Genomic DNA, 14589 nt, shown 5'->3' with positions numbered 1-14589 from the left:
TCCTCTCAGCTTTCCGAAGTGTGCTCAGTGGTCTCCGCCCGGGTGTCCGGCGCAGTGTCCGGCCGGTCCGCGACGGTGACCATCGCGGGCCGCAGCACCCGATCGGCGATCTTGTAGCCCTGCCGCAGCACGGCGGTCAGGACGGTGACCGTGGGCCCGGGGGCCTCGGCCGGCTCGTGCTGGACGGCCTCGTGCAACGACGGGTCGAACAGCTCCCCGTCCTTGCCGAAGGACTCCAGCCCCAGCCCGGCCACGACACCGGCGACCTTGTCCGCCACCGACTTGAACGGCCCGGTGAGGTCCCCGTGCTGCTCGGCCCGCGCGATGTCGTCCAGCACGGTGAGCAGGTCGCTGACGAAGGAGACCTTCGCGCTGACCAGGGTGGCCTCCCGGTCCCGGTCCACCCGGCGCCGGTAGTTCGCGTACTCGGCCTGCACGCGCTGCAGGTCGTTGGTGCGCTCCTCGAGCTGCTTCTCGAGGTCCGCGATGCGCGGGTCGTCCAGCTCGATCTCGGGCTCGGGCTGCGGGCGGGGAGTCGCCCCCGGGGCGGGGGCACCCTGCTGGGTGCCCCCCTCCTCCGGGGTCCGGACCTCGCCCGTCAGGGGGTCGATCCGGCGCCGGTCCGTGAAGCGGATCGGCTGCTCCTGCTCCCCCTCCGGGCCCGGCCTGCGGTCGGATCCGTAGGGAGTGCTCACTTGTCCTTCTTCTCCTCGTCGTCGACGATCTCGGCGTCCACCACGTCGTCGTCCGCGGCCTTGGCGCCGCCCGCGTCCGCACCCGGGGTGTCACCCGCGGGGGCACCCTCGGCACCGGGCTGCTGGTAGAGCGCCTGGCCGAGCTTCTGCGACTCGGTGGCCAGCTTCTCCATCGAGGACTTGATGGCCTCGGCGTCGGTGCCCTTCAGGGCCTCCCGCACCTCGTTCAGCCCGGACTCCACCGACTCCTTGACGTCCGCGGGGACCTTCTCCTCGTTGTCCTTCAGGAACTTCTCCGTCTGGTACACGAGGGTCTCGGCCTGGTTGCGGACCTCGGCCTCCTCACGACGCTTGGCGTCCTCCGCGGCGTGCGCCTCGGCCTCGGCCATCATGCGGTCGATCTCGTCCTTGCTCAGGGCCGAGCCGCCGGTGATCGTCATGTCCTGGCTCTTGCCGGTGCCCTTGTCGATCGCGGTGACCTTCACGATGCCGTTGGCGTCGATGTCGAAGGACACCTCGATCTGCGGGACGCCCCGGGGGGCGGGCGGCAGGCCGGTCAGCTCGAACATGCCGAGCTTCTTGTTGTAGGCCGCGATCTCGCGCTCACCCTGGAAGACCTGGATCTGCACGGACGGCTGGTTGTCGTCCGCCGTCGTGAAGATCTCGCTCTTCTTGGTGGGGATGGTGGTGTTGCGCTCGATGAGCTTGGTCATCACGCCGCCCTTGGTCTCGATGCCCAGGGACAGCGGGGTGACGTCCAGCAGCAGGACGTCCTTGACCTCACCGCGGAGCACACCGGCCTGCAGGGCGGCACCGACGGCGACGACCTCGTCCGGGTTCACGCCCTTGTTGGGCTCCTTGCCGCCGGTCAGCTCCTTCACCAGGTCGGTGACGGCGGGCATGCGGGTGGAGCCACCCACGAGCACCACGTGGTCGATGTCGCCGACGGAGATGCCGGCGTCCTTCACCACCTGGTTGAACGGGGCGCGGGTGCGGTCGAGCAGGTCCTGGGTGATGCGCTGGAACTCGGCGCGGGAGAGCGTCTCGTCCAGGAACAGCGGGTTCTTGTCACCGTCGACCGTGATGTACGGCAGGTTGATGGTGGCGTTGTTCGAGCTGGACAGCTCGATCTTCGCCTTCTCCGCGGCCTCGCGGAGCCGCTGCATGGCCATCTTGTCCTTGGTCAGGTCGATGCCCTGCGCGCTCTTGAACCTGTCGACGAGCCAGGTGACGATCCGCTCGTCCCAGTCGTCTCCGCCGAGGTGGTTGTCGCCGTTGGTGGCCTTGACCTCGACGACACCGTCCCCGATCTCGAGCAGGGACACGTCGAACGTGCCGCCGCCGAGGTCGAACACGAGGATCGTCTGCTCGGTCTCGCCCTTGTCCAGGCCGTACGCCAGCGCGGCCGCGGTGGGCTCGTTGACGATGCGCAGGACGTTGAGGCCCGCGATCTGACCGGCCTCCTTGGTGGCCTGGCGCTGCGCGTCCTCGAAGTACGCGGGGACGGTGATCACCGCGTCGGTGATCGGCTCACCGAGGTAGGACTCGGCGTCCCGCTTGAGCTTCTGCAGCACGCGCGCGGAGATCTCCTGCGTGCTGTAGGTCTTGCCGTCGATGTCCGGGGTCTTCCAGTCACCGCCGATGTGGCGCTTCACCGACCGGAACGTGCGGTCCGAGTTGGTGACGGCCTGGTTCTTGGCGGACTGGCCCACGAGGACCTCGCCGTTGCGTGCGAACGCCACCACCGACGGCGTGGTCCGAGCGCCCTCGGAGTTGGCGATGACCGTCGGCTCCCCGCCCTCGAGGACGGCGACGACGGAGTTGGTGGTCCCGAGGTCGATGCCGACCGCACGAGCCATGGTTGATGCCTCCGAAATGTTGGTGACCGCTCCGTTGAGCGGATCGGGCTCAAGTCTTGCGTTCCGGGCGCGGCCCGTCAACTCGGGCTTGAGCCTGGTTCGCTCAACTCTCTGACCGGTCCAACGGGCGGCCTCCGGAGGTTGTTCCCACCCGGCTCAACTTTCTCCGTATCCCGCTTTCTCGGGTTCGGACTAGAGAGCCGAAGACGCCCCTACAGCGGCGGAGCGGGCCGGGGCGGGGGCACCTCGTCGCCCCGGTGCGGCAGCGTCTCCTCGACCGGCGCGAGCGCACGCTGGGAGTCCGGCGCGGGCCGCCCGGCGGCGTCCCGGTACTCCAGGGTGCCGTCCGCGGTCAGGTCGGCGACGTAGCCCGCCGCGGCGAGCTGCTCCTCGTCCAGGTCCGCCAGCAGCTCCCACCGCGAGGGGACGACGCGGTAGTCCGGCCAGTCGAGGTGGCCGTAGGCGTCGTGCAGGTCCGCGAGCAGGCCCGCGAAGACCTGCTGCCAGCGCAGCGGCATCGCCTCCGCCAGCGACCGCGGCACGACCAGGTAGTCCGGCCCCGCGCCGGGAACCGGGCGGTCGAGGTAGTCCGCGAGCGGCGTCGTCGAGCGCGGCCGCGGCGGGGTGGACCAGGACGAGGGTGCGGACTGGGGGCGGTCCGGGCGGCTCACGGGGCTCCTGTTCAGGCGGTGTTGGCAGGCGTGCCGGGCCGGGTGGCGAGGGGCACCAGCTCGTCGTACTCCCAATTTACCGGCTGGACCCGCACGTTCTGCCCGCTGTAGGGCGCCTCGACCATCTGGTCGTTGCCCAGGTAGAGGAACACGTGGTGGATGGTGCGCGGGTCGTTGCGGTCGTAGGCGTAGAACATCAGGTCGCCGGGTTGGGCGTCGCGCACGGGCAGGTGCCCGCCCGCCCGGTACTGGTCCCGGGACACCCGCGGGAGCTGCACGCCCGCCGCCTCGAAGGCCCGCAGCATCAGCCCGGAGCAGTCGTAGGTGTTCGGCCCGGTCGCGCCCCACACGTACGGCTTGCCCACCTCGCCGAGGGCGAACTCGATCGCGGCCCGGGCCACGCCCGCGGGCAGCGACGCGGCCGAGGGCCCGCACCCGGCCGGGTCGGCGACCCCGCCGAACTGCCCGACCAGACCCGCGGCGAGGGTCTCCCACTTCGCGTAGGCGTCCGGGAAGGCCGAGCGCTGCACGGTCTGCGCGGCCACCGTGACCGGCATCTGCTCCCAGCGCGGGACCTGCAGCAGCCGCTCGTAGAAGGTCCGCGAGCTGTAGAGCGGGTCGGTGACCTGCGCGGGCGAGCCCCACCCCTGGGACGGGCGCTGCTGGAACAGCCCCAACGAGTCCCGGTCCCCGTAGTCGATGTTCCGCAGGGTCGACTCCTGCATCGCCGTGGCCAGCGCGACCAGCCAGGCCCGCGGGGGCGTGTTCATCTCCTTGCCGACGCCGATGATCGTGTTCGCGTTCTGCTTCTGCTCGTCGCTCAGCGTCTCCAGCGTCGCGCCCGCCTGCTGCCCCGCGGTGGAGCGCCCGACCGCACCGATGCCCGCGTCGCAGGCGCCCATGGTGGGTCCGGGCTGCGCCTGGTTCGGGGCGAACGCGAGGAACCCGAGCGCCAGGAACACCACCAGCGCCACCCCGATGGCGACGAACGGCAGCAGCAGCCGCAGCGGCCGGAACAGGCGCATCGCTCAGGCCTGGTCGTAGCCGGCGACCCGCCAGCCCGCCTCGGTCTCGACGACGGTGATCGCGAGGGTCACCGCGTCCGTCGGGACGTCCACGTCCACGCTGCGCGGGGAGACCTCGGTGGCCCGCGCCGGGCCCGTCACCCGGCTCGCCGGGATGTTGGCCGGATCCACGCCGGAGAGGGTGCCGACGTACTCCGACGTCGTGAAGGGGGCCAGGCCGTTGACCCACACCTCGTTCGTCACGCCGTCGGGGTGGTTCACCCAGGCCGCCGCCCAGTTCGCCGCCACCTGCAGCGCGGCGGGCGGGGCCGCGCTCAACGGCAGCGTGGTCGGCGTGAGCGGCGCGACCGGGGGCAACGCCGTCGGGCCCGCCGAGGACGGGGCCCGGACGGCCGTCGTCGTGGTCGGCGAGGCGATCCCGCGCTGCGCGGACTCGCGCCCGCCGAGCGCGAACCCGGCCACCACGAGGAGCCCCACGACGACGACGGCGGTGGCCACCAGCCGCAGCGGGCTGCCCAGCGGCCAGGACCAGAGGGCCCGGTACGCGGCGGCCCGTCCGCGCGGGGACCTAATCGGCACGGCCGGACCTCGCGGGGCGGTAGATGCGGTAGACCGTGGTGCCGTCCACGACCTCGGGCTCGGCCGCACGCACCTCGGGGGCGCGGCGCCGGTAGATCACCCGCTCGTCGATCTCGCCGGGGTCCGTGCGGGCGGGCGGGCGGGCGGCGATCGCCTGGGCGCCGCCACCCACCGCGGGCAGGGCGCCGCGCTGGGCGGGCGCCACGGGCTGCGGGTGCCTGCGCGGCGTGCGTGCCCCGGGTCCGGCCTGGGTGACGGTCCCCTGCACCGGGGGCGCGTGGTACTCGGCCTCGGGTCGGACGGCGTCGGGGTCGCCGCCCGCGGAGCCCACCCGCCGCTCGTCCCACCAGCGGCCCTGCCGCGACTCCGGCTCGGGGCCGCGCATCCGCTGCCAGACCCGGGACATCGGGCCGCCACCGGCGCCGGGCACGATCCCGCCGAACTGGTCCCGGGTCAGCGACACCATGGACACCAGCCTGCGGAAGGGCCGCGCCACCGCCCACAGCACCACCGTCACCACGCCGGTGACCAGCAGCGCGAGCCACAGGTCGATGCCCGAGCCGGGCCGGAACAGCGAGACCACCAGCAGCGCGTGCAGGCCCGCGAGCGCCCCGACGATCACCGTGTTCACGATCGCCGCGCCCGCCACCCGCAGCAGCGCGGGCAGCACGTCCGGCTTGAGCACCGCGACGACCGCGATCACCGGCGCCGTCATCACCATGAGCCGCAGCAGCAGCATCGAGACCAGCACCAGCACCTTGGACAGCAGCTGGAACAGCGCGATGCACACCGCCTGGATCACCGCGAGCACCCCGACGCCGACGCGGCTGCCGGACTCGCCCTGGAAGTAGGAGTAGCGGTCGCCCATCTGCCCGGCGAGCGCCTCGAAGTCCGCCTTCTTCTGCTCGGCGAGCTCGGGGGTGTCCGCCCCGGTGGCGACCTCGTCGATGGTGAACGTGGAGGCGCGCAGTAGGGGTCGGCCCAGATCCTGGGCCTGGGGGACGTCCGGCGACCCGAAGTTCCCGCGCTGCCAGTTCTGGTAGACGACCTGGTCGACCAGCACCGTCGGCAGCGTGTCCCGGTCGCCGAGGCCCACCTGCGCGAGGAAGCCCTCCTGCATCTGCGTGACGCCGTCGAGGAGCAGGGTGTCCGCGGCCCGCGCCCAGTTGACCGGGGCCAGGTAGGCGGCCGCGGCCAGGATCAGCGCGCCGATGCCCAGCGCCGCCCGCTGCGTCTGCCGGGCCAGGTCGCCGCGCATGGCGAGGACGAGCAGGACGATCGCGAGGATCACCAGCGCCACGCCGATCCACGGCAGGAACACCGACTCGTACATCGCCCGGGTGGCGGAGGTGATGACGCCGTCGAGCGGGTCGAGCAGCGCGCCGCCGTCCGCGATCAGGTAGTGCGCCCAGTTGACGCCGCCGACGGCGAACTTCGCCACGTTGAAGGTCTGGTTGCCCAGCCAGGTGTCCGTGGTCGTCGCGGGGTTGAGGACGCCGCCGCCACAGCCGAGGTCGTAGTTGTGCCAGGTCATCCCGGCGTACCCGACCTCGCGGTACACCGAACCCGGCTCGCCGCCGTCGATCCGCGGCGGGTCGAGCGAGCCGACGAGCCCCGTCCCCGGCCGGTCCGGCTCGGGCGCGCTCTTGCAGTCGAAGGGCTGGGCGGACGCGGGCGCCCCGATCAGGCCGGTCCCCACCACGAGGCCGATGACGACGAGCAAGGCGGCAGGCCGCGCCGAGAGGAACCTCAGGGCGGTTCGAGAGGGCCGGGAATCGCCCTGATGTCCATCTCGGGGGAGGAAGGCGGGGTCGGGGCGGCGGCGCAGGCCACGGACCAGGGCGGCGACGAGCACGAGCAGCACCGCGAGCAGCCCGAGCAGTCCGCCGCCCGTGAGACCCGCGGGGGTCACCGCCCGCCCTCGCCGGCCCGGTGGTCCTGCAGCTCTGTGGGTTCGGCTAGCCCGTCCCGCTCGTCCGCCCAGCCCTCCTCCAGGTCGTCGAGGAGCTCGAGCTGCGTGTCGTCCGCGGTGTCCCGTTCGGGGTCGATGACCTGCAGGCCCCACGACTCGTCGCCCGGGCCGACCCGGGTGGCGGCGCCGGAGCGCACCTCGGCCGCGCTGAGGTCGGGGAGGTCAGCCGGGTCGGTGTCGTCGTCCAGATCGATTCCGCCCGCGGGCACGACGACCTGGCGGGCGCCGACGGCCCGCGGCTCGTCGGGCGCCCGGGTGCCCTCAGTCGGCACGCCGCGCACCGCGACCCGGTTCGCGTCCGGGTTGGTGTCCAGGGCCTCGCGCACGTGGTCCAGGTGCGGCGCCTCGAGGTCGATCCGGATCTTCTCGACGCCGCCGTGCCCGTCGGCGAAGACGAACTGGCGCGGGGTGTCGTCCGGCCGGTCATCGTGCCGGGGGCGCGGGGACAGCGTGCCGAGCATCTGCTCGTAGCCGACGCCGGTGGGCACCCGCAGCAGCCGCAGCGCCTCGGTCTGGGCCTCCTCGTCGTCCGTCCGGCCGACGAACACCGCGTTGACCAGCGACGCGAAGCCGGAGACCCGGAGCAGGTCGCCCGCCAGCTGCGAGGCGAACAGCGCCCGGACGTTGAACTTGCGGGAGTCCCGCGCGAGCCGGTCGATCAGCACCTTGCCGGTGGGGACCTGCGAGAGGAAGTGCGTCTCGTCGAGCGCGACGCCCTTGCGGATGTTGCGGTCCGCGTCGTAGATCGTGCGCTGGGTCAGCCAGGACGCCAGGTTGAGCAGCTCGACGGCGAGCGCCTCGTTGTCCGTCCACTCCTCGCGCGGGCTGCCGGGGCGCGGCAGGGTCATGCCCTGCATGGTCAGCACCGTGAGCCGGTAGTCCCGGTCCGCGGCCCACGGGTCGTCCCGGCTGGTGTCCGGGAAGAGCAGGGCCGCCTGCGGGAGCTCGCGCCGCTCCTCGAGGAAGTCCGCGACCACGCCGGAGTGGTCCTCGCCCTCGCGCTGGTGGCGGCGCAGCGCGTCGATCACCAGGCCGGGGTGTCGGTCCGCGGCGCCGCCGACCTCGCGGACCGCGCGGAGCAGCACGATCCGGGTGTGCGGCATCCGCGCGACGTCGTAGGGCAGCAGGCCGGACAGCACGTCGAGGACCAGGCGGCGGCGGGTCGCGGCGGCCAGCAGCCGCTCGCGGCGCCAGGAGCGCTCGGGGTCCTCGTCGTCGAGGAAGTGCTCGGGGCGCGGCTCGGCCACAACCCGGTACGGGTTGAGGATGCCGGGATCGGCGCGCAGCAGGTTGATGTGCCGGGAGAAGGACGCCAGCTCGGGCAGCCGGGTCAGCTCGGCGAGCGGCCCGGACGGGTCCAGCACCGTCCAGCGGGCGCCCGCGCGCAGCGTCTTATAGACGATCAGGCCGGTGAGGAAGGACTTGCCGGAGCCCAGGCCGCCGACGACCGCCGTCAGGCCGGACGCCCGGCGGACCTCCTGCGCGAGCCACGGGTCCCACGCCACCGGGCGGCGGGTCGCGGTGCAGGTCTCGCCGAGCATGATCCCGCGCCGGTCACCGACGGACGCCGTGGCCGCGGGCACGCCCGCCGCCGCCCAGGTCACCGACCCGCGGCGGCGGTAGGCGGTGGACGCCAGCTGCTCGCCCGGGATGAACTCCCGCGCGTAGCGGTACTGCGCCTCGGGGTGCTCGATCTGCACCTTGGGGGAGTAGAGGTCCAGCACCTGCTGGGCGCGCTGGATGGCCTCGGACTCGTCCCGGCCGGAGACGGCGATCCGCCACCAGCCGTAGAGCCGGGTGTTCAGCTGGGTGAGCCCGCTGGTCAGCTCGTCCTCGACCTCGAGCACCCGGTCGGCCTGGCGGGCCAGCGACATCGGCGGCTCGAGGTCGTGGTCGTGGGTGTAGTGCCGGATCTGGCTGCGCACCTTGCCCATCTGGCGCTGCAGCTCGCCCGTGACCTCCTCCGGCTTGCGGATGTACATCCGCGCGGACCACTCCACGGGGAAGGGCAGCCGGTCCGAGTGCTGCATCCAGGGGTCGTCCACCTCGGGGATGCGCAGGCCCTCCATCAGCCCCACGGAGAGCACGGCGACGTCCCGGGTGACGGACTGCCCGCGCACCCGCCCGGTGACCTTCACGGTGGGGGCGTAGGGGTCCTGGTACAGCTCGACGCCGTCGGTGAAGGTCGCGAGGTCCTCGGACTCCCAGCGCCCGACCCCGACCGGCACGTCGGACAGGCTGCGCGGCGCGGGCAGCCCGAGCGCGACGGAACGGTGCATCAGCCACGACATGTCCGACGCGCCCGCGGGCACGGCGTCCAGCCCGGCGCCGGCGACCAGGGCGTCGAGGTGGTTGAGCTCGGACTCCAGCGCGCTCAGCTCCGCCCGCACCGCGGCGGGCACGACCCGGCCGAGCATCGGCGCGGCCCGCTCCACCCAGCGGTCGATCATGCTGCGCCCGGAGACCTCGACGCCGAGGAAGACCTCCTTGTCGCTCATGGACAGGCCCATGAGGTGGCGCTGCTCGCCCTCGAGGAAGGCCTCCCAGCCCAGTGCGCCGGGAACGTCCGGCATGCGGCCGAGGGCGTTCTGGTCGAACGACTCCGCCCACATGTGCACCGGGTAGGGCCGGGTGGTGACGCGCAGGTGCAGCCAGCGCCCCTGCAGCTCGCCGAGCTGGGCCGCGATCTGGCGGATCAGGATCTCGCGCTGGCCGTCGCTGCGGAAGCTCCAGGCCTGCGGGGAGAGCCGGTACCAGGCCATGACCTGGGTGCCGGTCCTGGTCACATGGCCGTCGATGCTGCGCAGCGCGATCGTGGGGCGCAGCGTCGGGAGCTTCGCCTCGCCCTGCAGCGCGCGCCCGGCCGGGCGGCGGCCGTCCCGGAACGGGTCCCGTTTCTCACGCGCCACGGTGGCCCCTCCGCTGCGCGGCGGTGGCCCACGGGGCGGGCTCCTGGGCGCGGGCCGCGGGGCGGACCCGGCGCGGGGCGGCGCGCACGGGCGTGATGTCGCGCAGTCCGGGCTGGGGGGATGCGGTGACCTCGGGCCGCCGGGGCGCCTCGACCGCGGGCGCGGCCTCCGGGCGGCGGGTGGCCCCGCGCTGGGCGGGCAGGACCCGCTGCGTCCGGACGTGCGCGAAGCGAACGGGTCCGCCCGCGCCCGCCCGTCGCCGTCGGGGGCCGGTGACCTCGTGTCGGAACAGCTCCGCGACCTGGCCCAGCGGCCGCTCGTAGTCGATCCGCTTGCCCAGGAACCGGGTGATGAGCACGGTGATGATCAGCGACCAGGCGATGGAGAAGAAGTCCAGCCCGATGCCGACGCGCCGCTGCACGAACATCACCGCGATCATGACGAGCAGGCCCACCCCGTAGGACACGTACCGCGCCCGCCACGGGAACGTGGCGCGCGGCGGGCCGAGCCATACCGAGTCGACCCGGTAGACCTCGTCATCCGTGCGGACCAACACGCCCGGTCAGCCCACGATCAGGTTGGCCAGGAACTGGCCGACGGCAGGTCCCTGCCCGCTCACCGCGATGCCCAGCGCCACCAGCCCGATCAGCAGGCCGATGCTGCGCCGCGCGACGCCGGCGTTGTCGCCCCGGCCGCCGATCCAGAGCAGGATGATGGCGATCCCGAGCAGGATCAGCGGCACGATGTTCTGCTGGATCCAGCCCTGCAACCCCCCTGTGGTGAGGGCCGCCTGGGCGAACTCGGTCATCGCTCTCGTCTCCCGCCTGATCGTGCCCGCGAGATGGTCCAGGGAGCGCGGGCCGCCCAGCGGACCAGGCTAACGAGTCCGTGCGAGCACCGCGTGAAGGCGCTCCGCTACCACCCGTTCGCCGGATCCCTCACTCCGCGTGAACAACGTCTGTGTTCGCATAGCGCACACTTTTCGGTGATTCCGATCTCAGTAGGTCACCCTCACATATCGCCCCGACCGGGGAGAATGTGCCGCCACAGCCCCCGTGCCGCCCCGGTCACAGCGCAGAACGGACGTTCGCTGCCTTAGTCTCCGGTCCACGCGAGGAGTCGCGGACCGCAGAGAGGCCGTACCAGCCAGTTACCGGCGAGTAACCTAGCCTTCCTGCCGGGGATCGACAGGGAGGTCAGACAGCCGATGACGTGGGTGCAGTGGGTGCTCGGCATCCTCACCGTGGCGGTGGCCGTGGTGGCCGTGGTCATGGTGTGGCGGACCACCGCGGGCATGATCGCCACGATCCGGTTGGGGCAGCCGGACCCGTCGCGCACGGGCCCGTTCGGTCCGCGGTTCGCGACGATGCTCAAGGAGGTCCTCCTCCACACGCGGATGATGAAGTGGTCGCACGTCGGGGTGTTCCACTGGCTGGTGATGGTCGGCTTCGGCGGGCTGATCCTGGCGCTGGTGGAGGCGTTCGTCGAGGTGTGGAACCCGAGGTTCCACCTGCCGATCATCGGGGAGTGGGGTCCGTACTCGCTGTGGGTGGAGATCCTCGGGGTGGGCACGATCGTCGGGATCGTCCCGCTGATCGTCTACCGCCAGGTGAAGAACCCGAAGCGGTTGGGGCGGGCGTCGCGGTTCTACGGCTCGAACATGGGCCGGGCCTACTTCGTCGAGATCGTGGTGTTCCTCGAGGGCCTGGGCATCCTGGTCGTGCGGGGGGCGAAGGAGGCGCTCGGCGTCTTCGACGTGCCCACCTGGTCCGCGCCGGTGTCGAAGGCTCTCGGCGCGATCCTGCCCGCCTCCCCGGCCCTGATCAGCGTGTTCGCCGCGATCAAGGTGCTCTCGGCGATGGTGTGGCTGATCGTCATCGCCGCCAAGCCCACCATGGGTGTGGCCTGGCACCGGTTCACCGCGTTCTTCAACATCTACTTCAAGCGTGAGGACGACGGCCGCAAGGCGCTGGGCAACGTCAAGCCGATGACCTCCGGCGGGAAGGTCCTCGACCTGGAGGAGGCCGACCCCGATACGGACGTGTTCGGGGTCGGCCGGGTGGAGGACTTCTCCTGGAAGGGTCTGCTGGACTTCACGACCTGCACCGAGTGCGGGCGTTGCCAGTCGCAGTGCCCGGCGTGGAACACCGAGAAGCCGCTGTCGCCGAAGCTGCTGGTCAACGCCCTGCGTGACCACGCCTACGCCAAGGCCCCGTATCTGCTCGCCGGTGGCTCCACCGACATGGCAGGCGACGAGGTCGGCATCACCGGCGAAGGCGCCGAGGCGCGGCTGGCGGCGATCCCGGAGTCCGCCCGCAAGGAGGCCGAGCGCCCCCTGATCGGCGGCGAGGACGTCCTCGGGGTCATCGACCCGGACATCCTGTGGTCCTGCACGACGTGTGGGGCGTGCGTGGAGCAGTGCCCCGTCGACATCGAGCACGTCGACCACATCGTCGACATGCGCCGCTACCAGGTCATGATCGAGACCGAGTTCCCGTCGGAGCTGTCGGGGCTGTTCAAGAACCTGGAGAACAAGGGCAACCCGTGGGGGTCGAACCAGAAGGACCGCCTCGCCTGGGCCGCGGAGCTGCCCTTCGAGGTGCCGGTGTTCGACGGTGAGCTGTCCCCCGACACCGAGTACGTCTACTGGGTCGGGTGCGCGGGCGCGTTCGACGACAACGCCAAGAAGACCACCAAGGCCACCGCGGAGCTGCTGCACCGCGCCGGGGTCGACTACGTGGTCCTGGGCACCGAGGAGACCTGCACCGGTGACCCGGCCCGGCGCGCCGGGAACGAGTTCCTGTTCCAGATGATGGCCCAGCAGACCGCCGAGATGCTCAACGCGGTGTTCGAGGGCCGCGAGCCCGGCACCCGCAAGATCGTCACGACCTGCCCGCACTGCCTCAACTCGCTGTCGCGGGAGTACCCACAGCTCGACGGGCACTACGAGGTCATCCACCACACCCAGCTGCTGAACAAGCTGGTCCGCACCGGCAAACTCGTCCCGGTCGCCGACCCGGACTCCGCCACCCGGGTCACCTACCACGACCCCTGCTACCTCGGCCGGCACAACGAGGTCTACGAGGAGCCGCGCGAGCTGGTCTCGGCCGTCGGCACGCTCACCGAGATGCCCCGCCACGCCGACCGCTCCATGTGCTGTGGCGCCGGTGGCGCACGCATGTGGATGGAGGAGCGGATCGGGCAGCGGATCAACATCACCCGCACCGAGGAGGCCGTCGACACCCTCTCCTCCGCCTCGGCGGACGGCGCGGGCACCATCGCCGTCGGCTGCCCGTTCTGCCGCACCATGATCGGCGACGGCCTCACCGCCAAACAGGCCACCGGGGTCGGGGAGAACGTCCAGGTCCAGGACGTGGCACAGATGCTGCTCGCCTCCGTCCAACGCGGCGACGCACAAACCCCGTCGGAGACGACCGAGGGTGACGTCGAGCAGACGACCGAGACCCCCCTGACCGAGAGCACCACCACCGAGCCGGACACCGCGTCGGCCACCACGGAGCCCGCCGCGGAGCGCTCCGAGGTCACCACGGAGAAGAACGACGAGGCACTCGCCGCCTCGGCGAAGGACGCCCCGGCCGAGACCGAGGACGGCCCGGCCAAGGACGCCCTCCTCACGGACTCGCCCACCCCGGGCACCGAGGCGAAGCCGGAACAGGACCCGATCACCGGCAAGCCGGAGACCAACGGCCACGTCGGCTCGGAGTCCCAGGCGAAGCCCGACTCGAAGTAGTCGCCACACCGGCACCGGCCCCGCGGCCTCAGGTCGCGGGGCCGACCCGTGTCCCGGCCGCCCTCGCTGCGGCGGCGTCGGCTGCTGCGGGTCGGGCCCGTGGGCCTCTCAGGCCGTCGCGGCGCAGGGACGGAAGGCGGTGACCCGCCAGGTCTCGCGGGGTGCGTCGGTGCGGATCGCGTCGACCGTCCCGAGGGCCGGGACGGTGCGGCCCCAGAGCGAGCCGCAGCCGTCGAGCGCCACGATGGTCCCGGGTGGCTGCACCTCCGCGCCCGAGGCTCGCGGCGCGCTCGGCTCGGGCGTCCCGGCGGGGACCTTGTCGTGCAGCCCGGCGACGGCGGCCTCGCAGGTCGGGGCGCCGGTCGCCTGCAGGAGCTGCGTGGTCGGCTGCGGGTCGAGGAGGCGGCACACGGCCTGGGCGTCCGGGGTCCGGATGCCCTTCTCCAGCCCGACGAGCACGAGGGCCGGCCGGGACACCCCCAACGCCGATCGCATCTCGGTGCCGGCCTGCTGTGCGACTTGCGCCTCCTGCTCCCGCACCTCGGACGCCCGCAGCTGGTAGCCGATCGCGGACACCGCGACGAGCACCCCCCCGACCGCCACCAGCCGCCACCGCGGGAGCCGCAGCAGCCCGGCCACCAGGATGCCGATGCTCGCGGCGAAGGCCCACGCCCACGGGTTCCCACTGGTCTCGACCACGAGCCCGGCCAGCAACGCCAGCCCCGCGACGTGCCAGGTCCAGCCCTTGAGCAAGCGGTCGAGCCGCAGCAGGGCCAACAACACCAGCACGACGAACCCCGCGGCGAGCGGCACCCAGAAGCGGGCCCGGTCGTCGAAGGCCAGGAAGACGAACAGCAGCACCGCGGCAGCGACGATCCCGAGCCCGGTCGCACCCTTGAGGCTGCGCGGGCGGAAGCGTCGCAGGACGGCGATCGGGTCCTTGACCCCCTCGTCCGACGACGGCGGGTCGTCCCGCGCCGACGCGTCGGACGGGTGGGCCGGGGTGTGGCGCCCACTGCGCCACGTCTCGACCTCCCCGCCGGGCTCGGCGGGGGTGCGCGGGCGCTCGGGCGAGTCCATCGCCGACCAGCCTAGCGAGCGCCGGGGACGCGACGTCCGACTCGCGGG

General features: G+C 72.6%; 11 protein-coding genes. 1 reads left to right on the top strand and 10 read right to left on the bottom strand.

Features of this window, described 5'->3' with window-relative positions; all coding sequences use genetic code 11:
- Positions 1-5: 5 nt before the first annotated feature.
- The 9 genes from grpE to L3X23_RS25245 form a co-directional block, all read right to left on the bottom strand.
- The gene (gene grpE / locus L3X23_RS25285; RefSeq protein WP_237195076.1) at positions 6-695 is read right to left on the bottom strand and encodes a nucleotide exchange factor GrpE; all 690 of its coding nucleotides are present in this window, start codon (positions 693-695) and stop codon (positions 6-8) included.
- Positions 692-2554 (bottom strand): molecular chaperone DnaK, encoded by a 1863-nt coding sequence (gene dnaK / locus L3X23_RS25280; protein WP_237195074.1) that lies wholly within the window; start codon positions 2552-2554, stop codon positions 692-694. The genes grpE and dnaK overlap by 4 nt, the downstream gene beginning before the upstream one ends.
- Before the next feature lie 212 nt (positions 2555-2766).
- On the bottom strand, positions 2767-3225 hold the full coding sequence (locus L3X23_RS25275; protein ID WP_093080225.1) for a hypothetical protein: 459 nt from the start codon (positions 3223-3225) through the stop codon (positions 2767-2769).
- An 11-nt stretch (positions 3226-3236) separates the two neighbouring features.
- A complete protein-coding gene (locus tag L3X23_RS25270; protein WP_093080230.1) occupies positions 3237-4250 on the bottom strand; it encodes a C40 family peptidase in 1014 nt (337 codons plus the stop codon).
- Positions 4251-4253: 3 nt separating this feature from the next.
- Positions 4254-4829: a hypothetical protein gene (locus L3X23_RS25265; protein WP_237195073.1), complete on the bottom strand. Its 576-nt coding sequence runs from the start codon at positions 4827-4829 to the stop codon at positions 4254-4256.
- On the bottom strand, positions 4819-6741 hold the full coding sequence (locus tag L3X23_RS25260) for a hypothetical protein (protein ID WP_237195072.1): 1923 nt from the start codon (positions 6739-6741) through the stop codon (positions 4819-4821). The genes L3X23_RS25265 and L3X23_RS25260 overlap by 11 nt, the downstream gene beginning before the upstream one ends.
- Positions 6738-9710 (bottom strand): ATP-binding protein, encoded by a 2973-nt coding sequence (locus L3X23_RS25255; protein WP_237195070.1) that lies wholly within the window; start codon positions 9708-9710, stop codon positions 6738-6740. Before L3X23_RS25255 ends, L3X23_RS25260 begins: the two co-directional genes overlap by 4 nt.
- On the bottom strand, positions 9700-10266 hold the full coding sequence (locus tag L3X23_RS25250; protein WP_237195067.1) for a hypothetical protein: 567 nt from the start codon (positions 10264-10266) through the stop codon (positions 9700-9702). Before L3X23_RS25250 ends, L3X23_RS25255 begins: the two co-directional genes overlap by 11 nt.
- Before the next feature lie 6 nt (positions 10267-10272).
- Positions 10273-10518, bottom strand: a complete 246-nt coding sequence (locus tag L3X23_RS25245) for a hypothetical protein (RefSeq protein WP_093080239.1) — start codon at positions 10516-10518, stop codon at positions 10273-10275.
- Between the two features lie 399 nt (positions 10519-10917).
- Here L3X23_RS25245 and L3X23_RS25240 point away from each other — a divergent pair, with 399 nt between their 5' ends.
- The gene (locus L3X23_RS25240) at positions 10918-13461 is read left to right on the top strand and encodes a (Fe-S)-binding protein (RefSeq protein WP_237195065.1); all 2544 of its coding nucleotides are present in this window, start codon (positions 10918-10920) and stop codon (positions 13459-13461) included.
- Between the two features lie 108 nt (positions 13462-13569).
- Here the strand turns inward: L3X23_RS25240 and L3X23_RS25235 are convergent, their stop codons facing one another.
- Positions 13570-14541 (bottom strand): hypothetical protein, encoded by a 972-nt coding sequence (locus L3X23_RS25235; RefSeq protein WP_237195063.1) that lies wholly within the window; start codon positions 14539-14541, stop codon positions 13570-13572.
- Positions 14542-14589: the final 48 nt, after the last annotated feature.

Source organism: Pseudonocardia sp. WMMC193 (assembly GCF_021728735.1).
GTDB classification, from domain to species: Bacteria; Actinomycetota; Actinomycetes; order Mycobacteriales; family Pseudonocardiaceae; genus Pseudonocardia; species Pseudonocardia oroxyli.
The sequence above is the reverse complement of the archived record's forward strand: the minus strand, read 5'-3'. Positions and strand labels throughout refer to the sequence as shown.